Annotated in this window: 7 protein-coding genes and 1 pseudogene; 5 read left to right on the top strand and 3 right to left on the bottom strand. The window is 42.5% G+C overall.

The genetic code is table 11. The features are described from left to right. Positions 1 to 2: 2 nt before the first annotated feature. Together lysA and MHN79_RS18505 are read right to left on the bottom strand one after the other, a co-directional pair. On the bottom strand, positions 3 to 1,256 hold the full coding sequence (lysA, locus tag MHN79_RS18500) for a diaminopimelate decarboxylase (RefSeq protein ID WP_114787944.1): 1,254 nt from the start codon (positions 1,254 to 1,256) through the stop codon (positions 3 to 5). A gap of 24 nt (positions 1,257 to 1,280) precedes the next feature. Next, positions 1,281 to 1,498 (bottom strand): annotated as a pseudogene (locus MHN79_RS18505) (lipoprotein). Between MHN79_RS18505 and cyaY the strand changes: the two are divergent. Then, positions 1,478 to 1,792: an iron donor protein CyaY gene (cyaY, locus tag MHN79_RS18510; protein WP_160932825.1), complete on the top strand. Its 315-nt coding sequence runs from the start codon at positions 1,478 to 1,480 to the stop codon at positions 1,790 to 1,792. The pseudogene MHN79_RS18505 and the gene cyaY overlap by 21 nt on opposite strands. Positions 1,793 to 1,846: 54 nt before the next feature. Here cyaY and MHN79_RS18515 read toward each other — a convergent pair whose 3' ends face one another. After that, positions 1,847 to 4,375: a class I adenylate cyclase gene (locus tag MHN79_RS18515; protein WP_239174151.1), complete on the bottom strand. Its 2,529-nt coding sequence runs from the start codon at positions 4,373 to 4,375 to the stop codon at positions 1,847 to 1,849. A gap of 335 nt (positions 4,376 to 4,710) precedes the next feature. On the opposite strand from MHN79_RS18515, the gene hemC reads away from it, so the two are divergent. From hemC to MHN79_RS18535, 4 genes are read left to right on the top strand one after another with little or no spacing between them, the layout of a single operon-like run. Continuing rightward, positions 4,711 to 5,649, top strand: a complete 939-nt coding sequence (hemC, locus tag MHN79_RS18520; RefSeq protein ID WP_239174153.1) for a hydroxymethylbilane synthase — start codon at positions 4,711 to 4,713, stop codon at positions 5,647 to 5,649. A 4-nt stretch (positions 5,650 to 5,653) separates the two neighbouring features. Further along, positions 5,654 to 6,376, top strand: a complete 723-nt coding sequence (locus tag MHN79_RS18525; RefSeq protein WP_239174155.1) for a uroporphyrinogen-III synthase — start codon at positions 5,654 to 5,656, stop codon at positions 6,374 to 6,376. Positions 6,377 to 6,392: 16 nt separating this feature from the next. Continuing rightward, complete coding sequence (locus MHN79_RS18530) at positions 6,393 to 7,544, top strand: uroporphyrinogen-III C-methyltransferase (RefSeq protein ID WP_239174157.1); 1,152 nt, start codon at positions 6,393 to 6,395, stop codon at positions 7,542 to 7,544. After that, complete coding sequence (locus MHN79_RS18535; protein WP_239174159.1) at positions 7,544 to 8,722, top strand: heme biosynthesis HemY N-terminal domain-containing protein; 1,179 nt, start codon at positions 7,544 to 7,546, stop codon at positions 8,720 to 8,722. The genes MHN79_RS18530 and MHN79_RS18535 overlap by 1 nt, the downstream gene beginning before the upstream one ends. The last annotated feature ends 221 nt before the right edge of the window (positions 8,723 to 8,943 follow it).

Below are 8,943 nucleotides of genomic sequence, written 5' to 3' on the forward strand. Positions count from 1 at the left end.
AATCACTCCGCAAGAATATTCTCTAGTGCCCACAAGCTCGATAATTCTTCACGCTGACGTACTAAGTGCACCCTATCACCATCAACCATAACCTCAGCAGCACGAGCTCGAGTATTATAGTTGGAAGACATCACAAAGCCATATGCCCCAGCAGATCGTACGGCCAACAAGTCATTTTCTTCGATAACCAATGATCTGTCTTTACCGAGAAAATCGCCTGTTTCACAAATTGGCCCCACCAAATCATAAGTGACAGCTTGTCCATCCTTTGGCACGACAGGTACAATATCTTGCCACGCTTGATATAACGCAGGACGCATTAAATCGTTCATCGCAGCGTCGATGATGGCAAAGTTCTTATGCTCTGTATGTTTAAGAAATTCAACCTTAGTCAACAGAACCCCTGCATTAGCGGCTATGGCACGACCAGGTTCAAAGATGAGTTCAAGATCCTGATGGTTCTCTAACCTTCCCAACAGAGCCTTAGCGTAATCTGAAGGCTGAGGTGGTAATTCATCTCGGTAAATCACCCCTAAGCCTCCACCAACATCAAGGTGCTTAATATTTATACCCTGAGTCTTAAGATCATCGATCAAAGCTAAAAGACGATCGGTCGCATCAATGAAAGGCTCAATGTCGGTAAGCTGTGATCCGATATGACAATCAATCCCTTGAATATCCAAATGCTCAAGGCCTTGAGCAAATTTATATACTGCTGGCGCCCTGTCAAAAGCTATCCCGAACTTGTTGTCACGTAGCCCAGTTGAAATGTAGGGATGAGTGTTTGCGTCCACATCTGGATTGATACGCAACGAAATAGGTGCTTTCAAACCTAACTTACCAGCAACTTGGTTTAATCTTTCAAGTTCTGGCTCAGACTCAACATTGAAACATTTAATGCCAAGTTTTAAAGCTTGTTCCATCTCTTGTGAGGTTTTACCCACACCGGAAAATACCACCTTGCTAGGTTCACCACCTGCGGCAATGACACGCTCTAACTCACCACCAGATACAATATCAAAGCCAGAGCCTAGACGTGCTAGAGTATTCAAAACACCCAAATTCGAATTTGCTTTAACAGCGTAGCAAACTAGGTGCGGGTGTTCCCCAACCGATTTATCAAACGCATTCCAGTGACGTTCAAGTGTAGCGCGTGAGTATACGTATAAAGGAGTCCCATACTGTTCTGCTAACTGAGTGAGAGGTACATCTTCGGCCCAAAGCTGGCCATCATCCTGATAGTTAAAGTAATCCAAAATGCGATCCCTTGTGAAAAATAGTTATTGTTGTGAAGGCTGCTCATTTTGAGCCGCATCTTCGGGCATATAAAGAGGTCCAGTTTGACCACAAGCGGTCAAACCAAGAAGGGTTAAAACAAATAAAGCAACGAGTGATTTTTTCATGCCTTGTATCGTGATTAATCTTTCAATGCCCCCTATAATCGCACCACATTCTAGAAAAGCAATAGGGTAACAAGATGAACGATACTGAATTTCATCAGTTGGTAGATATTCAAATGCAGATCATCGAGGAAATGATTGATGATTCCGGTGCAGATATTGACTATGAAACCTCAGGTAATGTGATGACTCTAGAATTCGAAGACCGAAGTCAAATCATCATAAACCGTCAAGAGCCAATGAAAGAAATATGGATAGCATCTAAATCAGGTGGCTTTCATTTTGCTTTGGTCGATTCAAAGTGGATATGCTCCAAAACGGGGATAGAGCTTATCTCCATGGTAAAGCAAGAATGTGTTAAGCACTGCAACGAAGAAATAGATTGGGCATAATGGCTCAGCCTGTGTTGGCGCCTCGAACAACACCTTGGGGTGGCCAACAGGCTGTTACGCGTTCACTGCTTTATCAGACTTAGCGTAGTTAGTACCGTCATTACGATAAGGTTCGATGTAAGACTCACCGTCTGCAGGGTGAACAATTTGATAGTATTGAGGCAGATTAAAGTTTATCAATTGGGTAGGCAGTTGGTTATCGTCTTTGATTGATGTATAAAAACTATTAACACTGGCAATCATCTCATCTTTCATACCACTGAACTGATGGTAAACCTCGACACGATTCGCTTCATCTAGCACGTAAATGTTAAAGCCCTGTTCGCTATCTTCGAAGAAGAACTGAATTAGACCTTCGCTTGCGTAGCAATCGACAATTTGTGGTAATTGGAACTCCTGTTCTTTGTCCAACATTAACAACGGAGAGCCTTTAAGTTTACTAATTGAGATACTACGATAAAAATCCACTGAGTTCTCTAGTACTTGAACAGAAACTCCACGACGCTCAAAGAAAAGGCCATAAGTTTGCTGAGCAATTTTCAACGCTTTAAAACGACGACGTTTCTCCTGCTCGATCGGTTTTAAACGCAAATCTATACATTCAGCCAGCAGCTGGTACACCATATTGCGCATAACCCCACGCAAATTTTTGCTATAGCAGAATACATCCACAGATTCCGGAGGAATCGCATCTTGATGCATTTTACCCAAAATAGTCTTCAAAGCTTCCAGCATAGCTGTTTCACCTCGAAAATGCAGGGTGCGCACTTCATGCCATGAATTGCGATACACTAAGTCAACACTACCAACAAGACTTACCTGCTGGTCTGAAAAACTGAAGATATCGGTGGTCTTCAAATCAACTTTTAGCGAACGCCCGCTCAGTTCACTGGTGGGATCTTCTTCAAAATTGATGAACATGGCCAACTGACTAATTTCACATGGGCTTGCTAAAGCTTGCATTGTCGGCCTACGTTTTCGCAATGAAAACGTGTTACGCAGATCGCTGACCATTTGATAAAACTTATCAATATCAAGATGTGCACCTCGAACTACAGAGTGCAAACGAGTCGATTCAGTTATCAAACCATTGAAGAAAGACCAAGCAACTAACTTACTGAGATATTCATTGTGTTCCAAAAATGTCTGACCAATGAGGCTCTCTGCTTTGAGCGGATGTTTATATAAATACCAACCTGCTTTGTTTGTTCGCCCCGGCTGCACCTCTATGAAACTTAAATCTGGTTCATGCAAATCAGGAGAGATCTGCGGGTTAAGTAAGGTCACTTTACCGGGTAAAACTTCAAAAGCGGCATAGAGCTTACGGGCCAGTATACTGATATCTTGTGGGCTTATAGCAGAAGTAATATCGTTGCGACGAGCAAACTGAATTAAATTTCGATAACTTAACATAAGTGCATCAAGCAACGTGTGATGCACTACCTTAACCTGCTCTACTTTCCAGTTGCGACGATCATCAAGCTCGGCAAGTACCTTTTCATCCCACTGCCACTTGTCAATCATATCGCTTAATGCTTCACGACGCCATGCAACCGAGCCCACTCCAGGCTCACGTGACAGCTTTTCGTGTGTTTTGAGGTAAAAACAACGCCTAACGAGATCGAGCCTAGCATGGTCGCCGATACGTTCAAGATATCGTGTCACCTTCTCCAGCATCAGATAGTAGGCATCCATCCCATAGAGATCAGGTTTATGCGCAAAAAAACGACGTTTAGTGTCTATGCTAAGGAGCTGAGTATGCGGATATTCCCAAGAATAAGCTTCGAGTAAAATAGCCTTTAATACTGACTTGTAAGGCGAGTCAATACTCTTATATAACTGCCATAAATTTGACCCAAAGTATTCCTCTGCTGGAATACGACTTAACTGCCCAAAATCAATCCAATCAGCACAGTCAATGATACCTTGGCGACAAAGACCTTGAACGTATTCATCGTAACATTCTTCCATCTCTGGAGGTACAATTTGCCAGAGTAACCTTTGCCCAGCTAAACGAACGGCTGACCGATAAAACTCATCAAGTAGCAAAAGGTGCTGAGAAGAACCACAGTTGTCTCCCGTCATTTCTTCTGATTGGTTGGTAAGAAAGCGCTTCTCATCCATCACAAAGAAATTGGCCTCGACACCTTGGTTCTGTGCCCACTCTGTGATTAATAAACACTTATTGGACAAGCTCTCCCTATCTTCGCAGCTCATCATTGGTGAAACGCAAACCCAAATATCTAGGTCACTGGAAGTACTTTGCCCGATAGATGAGGTGCTTCCCATGGTATACAAAGCTAAAATAGCTGGTTGAGAACATGTCTCCAAAGGTTGACCCGTTGTGAGCTCAGTATCATCGATAAATTGCTGCTGAACCGGATTAAACTCGAGACCAAATACCCCAAACGGGACATGAGCATCGTAATAACCTGGGATAGAGGTATGATTGAAATGAAGGAGCGCTGGAATCAAGTGAAAAACATGCTGGCTTTGAATATCCATTAGAGCCAGTGCACGCTCAATGCGCTGCTGGTTTAAATTATCTAGTCTCTGGATAAGCGTCTTTGTATAAGCCTGCAAGGTAAAATCCTTGTAAATTCCTAACGGTGCCTTGATGACAAAGTATTCGAAAGCACTGACAAAACGTGATCAATTTAACACTTTTATTGCCATTGGTAAAGAAAGGTATGACCACATTAACATTGTTTTGTTAATCAATACGCTTGCGTCATAGTGTGGTACGTATCTCTCTTTAGTAACAATAGTTCAATATATAAATGAGATCAAAATCACACAATTTTGAATATTATATGCTAGGCCGAAATGAATCAACCAACGCCAAGATCTAGCAGTAAGATTTTTTTCTGTAGAGTGGTAGGATTAGAGCATCTATAGCTCACATTAAATATACCAATATGACTCAATCAACCCCAATTCGTATTGCTACACGAAAAAGCCCCCTTGCACTATGGCAGGCAAACTATGTAAAAGAAGCGCTACAAGCGGCACACCCAGGGCTGAAGGTTGAACTCATCACTATGGTTACCAAAGGCGATGTCATTTTAGATACTCCTTTAGCAAAGGTTGGGGGTAAAGGCCTATTTGTTAAAGAGCTTGAAGTTGCCATGCTAGAAAACCGTGCCGACCTAGCCGTTCATTCAATGAAAGATGTACCGGTTGATTTTCCAGAGGGCCTAGGTTTAGTTACGATTTGCGAACGCGACGATGCCAGAGATGCGTTTGTATCCAATAAATACGATTGCATTGACCAACTCCCTCAAGGAGCGATTGTTGGAACCTGTAGCTTACGTAGACAGTGTCAACTCAAAGAGTATCGCCCAGATATAGAGATAAAAGAACTCAGAGGTAATGTCGGCACCCGACTAAATAAGCTCGACTCCAACGAATATGACGCCATTATTCTAGCAGCTGCGGGACTTAAGCGGCTTAATTTGGAACAGCGCATACGTAGCTTTATAGAGCCTGAGCAATCTTTACCTGCGGTCGGCCAAGGAGCTATTGGTATCGAATGTCGTCTTGACGACCAATATCTAATAAAACTTCTTGAACCGCTCAATCATAGAGCGACCTACGATAAAGTTATGAGTGAGCGTGCAATGAATCTAACACTAGAAGGCGGCTGCCAAGTACCAATCGGCAGCTACTCTGTTTTGCAAGGAGAGGAGCTATGGCTCAGAGCCTTAGTTGGAGAGCCTGACGGTTCAAAAATTATCCGAGGTGAAATTCGAGGATCTAGGAATGAGGCAGAAGCACTTGGTGTGACACTCGCAAATCAGCTGCTGGATAATGGTGCTCGTGACATACTAACCAGATTATACGCGAAGCAAGGCTAACGCTATGGCTGTGCTGATTACGCGTCCAGGAGAACAAGGCCAAGCGCTTTGCCAACTACTGAAAACAGCAGGTACCAGCGCTTTCTACTTGCCCTTGCTCAAGATCACATCTGGCAAGGACTTCTATAACGCTAAGAAAGAGCTAGCCGAGGTCGATATAATCATAGCGGTTAGCCCAAATGCGGTTACTTTCACTCAGCAAGCACTCTCTGGTACATGGCCATGTAAATCAACCTATATTGCGGTTGGTCATAAAACAGCACATGTATTAAGTAAACACAGCCAACAAAACGTACACTACCCTGATGTATCAGATAGCGAGCACTTGCTTGAGCTTAAGCAACTAAGCCAAGTAGATGGAAAGAAAGTTATTATTCTACGCGGTAATGGAGGTAGGGAGTTAATTCACAACACATTACTCGCACGAGGAGCACAAGTGAGTTATCTCGAAATCTATCGAAGAGAGAACATCACTTTCGATGCTGATATTGAAACCGTTAGTTGGAAAAACAATCGCATTAAGCAAATAGTGATCACCAGCTTAGGTCAACTGAATCACTTTGTTTCACAACTCTCTCAAACACAGAAAAACTGGGTGGTTACGCTGCAGCTTTTCGTTCCTAGTCAACGAATTGCAACAGAGGCACAAAAATTGGGTTTTCTTGACGTGATCACCACGGGCAGCCCTTCAAACAAGGACTTACTGGCTGCACTCAAGCCAAAGTAGAACAGGAATACATGTAATGACAAGCAAAGATAAAAACAATTCGATCGAACCTGAAAAAGACATTACAGCACAAGAAATAGTAAAAGATAAGGCAAAAGCACCCAATAAAGACATCAAGAAAGAGCACATACACAACAAAGCAACCCCTAATTCAATGAGACTCGGATGGCTTGCAATCGCTCTGTCCATAGTATTGCCAAGTGGTGTTGCCTATTACTCTTATAAACAAAGTTATCAATATCAAATACAAGTCAGCTCTCTACAAGCTCAGCTACTGCAAGCAAAGACATCCATTCAGCAAGAATTAAACGCCAACCAAGAGGCAACAGTTTCAAAAGTAGAAAATGCCTCACAAAACGCTGAAACTCGCCTTGCTCAACAACAGAGAAGTATCAATAGCTTGCAACTCGCATTAGCTGATGTTCAAGGGCGGCGCCCCAACGACTGGCTGCTTGCTGAAGCGGATTACTTAGTTAAACTGGCTGGTAGAAAACTATTTCTTGAACATGATGCAGCAAGTGCAACTGAGCTAATGGAAAGCGCAGATCAACGTATCGCGACACTAAACGATCCTAGCTTGGTACCACTACGTCAATCCATGAGCAATGACATCATGACACTAAAATCCATTCCTATCATAGATAAAGATGGTCTTGTGCTTAGGCTCACTTCGTTGCAGCAGCAGGTAGATAACTTGCCACTGGCTAATGCCATTCTTCCTGATACTCAAAAAAATGAGCAGCCTAGTGTCTCAAGCGACATCCATGATTGGAAATCGAATTTACTAACGTCACTTAAAGATTTTTCGCAAAACTTCATTACATTTCGCACGCGAGATGGTAGTGCGATACCACTGCTCTCACCACAGCAGCATTTCTATCTAAGAGAAAATATCAAAGCCAAACTCGAGACTGCAATCAAAGCAGTTTACATTGAACAACAAAACATCTATTCAACAGCACTAACAACAGCTGACAATTGGTCTAGCACTTATTTCAACCAAGAGTCCAATATGGTTAATGAGTTTAATAGTGCGCTAGCTATGCTAAGTAAACAGAATATTCATGTTGATTACCCAATTAAGCTTGAAACACAACAGGTTTTATCTGATGTTATCCAAGATCGCCTTCGTCGAGATGTTGCAACACTTATCACGGAGGATAAATAATGTTTAGGCTAGCATTTCTGTTTGTTGTTTTAGGCTCAGGACTATTTATAGGCACTCAATATGCGGGTCAACAAGGCTATGTGCTTATTTCCGTTGCCAATAAAACCCTCGAAATGAGCGTAACAACCTTGATAATTTTGGCAACCCTTGGAGTGTTCATTTTATTTGGCTTAGAGTTTGTCATAAAAAAGGCTTTCTATGCGAGCTCATTAACTTGGAACTATTTTTCAGTGCGAAAAGTGAGAAAAGCTCGACGTCACACCAATGAAGGTATTATCAAGCTGCTGGAAGGTGATTTTAAATCTGCAGAGAAACAAGTTACTCGCCAAGCGAATCACCATGACATGCCTTTGTTGTGCTATCTAGTTGCATCTGAAGCCGCCCATGGGCTAGGTGATAAAGTAAAGCGAGACCAATACTTAGACCTTGCTTCGCAACAAGACAACTCTGTGTTAGCAGTCGCTCTTACACGTGCAAAACAACAGGTCGCTGAAAAAGATTATGCAGCAGCATTTGATACTCTATCAGAGTTAAAATCCAATCAGCCGAATAATCAAGTTGCCCTCACATTGCTTAAAAGCATTCATACAGAGCTCAAAATGTGGCAACCCCTACTTGATAGTCTGCCTGTGTTGGAAAAGAACAAAATAATTTCCAAAGAAGAACGTATATTACTCAATCGCCAAGCTCAATGTGGTTTACTAGAGCAAATAGCAGAGCAGCAAGGTAGCGATGGAGTCTCAACATACTGGAATAACTTACCGCGCAAGTTAAAAACGGATACCCATCTTGTTGAGTGCTTTGCGAAACAACTCATGGTACGCAAGTCAGACACCAATGCCTTCACTGTAATAAAAGAGCACTTAAAGAAATACCCTAGCTCTAGCTTATATGAGCTGCTACCGGATATGAACCTAGCCGATACTCATCCGATCATTGCTTTTCTTGAGAGTATGTTAAGAAAGGACGATAGCAACGCTTGTGCTCATAGTGCCTTAGCTCGGTTCCATTTAAGAAAAGGCGATTGGGCTGATGCCCAAGGTCACTTAGAGAAAGCGCTGTCAATTCGTTCCAGCCTTGCAGATTATGCCTGCCTAGCTGATGCATTAGAGAAACAAAACATGACAGTAGCAGCACGTGAAGTGTCTAAAAAAGCACTCACATTAGTGCAAGCATAACCACCTTTACTCAATCTAATCAAGTCGGCTATTTCGCCGGCTTTTTTATACACTGATTAAATTCTAAGTACCTTTGCCGCAACACGCTATGGCTGCGACGCAATCCATGGTTTGAATCTGAAGTGGTTCCATTTATCAGACAACATGTCCGTGAGGTCTTAAAGCCTTATAATTGATTGGGGCTCATAAAAGTAAAAAACCCCAGCATTGCTGCTGGGGTT

Source organism: Vibrio sp. Of14-4 (assembly GCF_022347625.1).
GTDB lineage: Bacteria > Pseudomonadota > Gammaproteobacteria > Enterobacterales > Vibrionaceae > Vibrio > Vibrio pristinus.

What these genes read in the sequence shown, in the direction of transcription:
- MHN79_RS18535 (WP_239174159.1), top strand. Translation starts at nt 7,544, where the DNA reads ATGTTTAGGCTAGCATTTCTGTTTGTTGTTTTAGGCTCAGGACTATTT.
- MHN79_RS18525 (WP_239174155.1), top strand. Translation starts at nt 5,654, where the DNA reads ATGGCTGTGCTGATTACGCGTCCAGGAGAACAAGGCCAAGCGCTTTGC.
- MHN79_RS18530 (WP_239174157.1), top strand. Translation starts at nt 6,393, where the DNA reads ATGACAAGCAAAGATAAAAACAATTCGATCGAACCTGAAAAAGACATT.
- cyaY (WP_160932825.1), top strand. Translation starts at nt 1,478, where the DNA reads ATGAACGATACTGAATTTCATCAGTTGGTAGATATTCAAATGCAGATC.
- hemC (WP_239174153.1), top strand. Translation starts at nt 4,711, where the DNA reads ATGACTCAATCAACCCCAATTCGTATTGCTACACGAAAAAGCCCCCTT.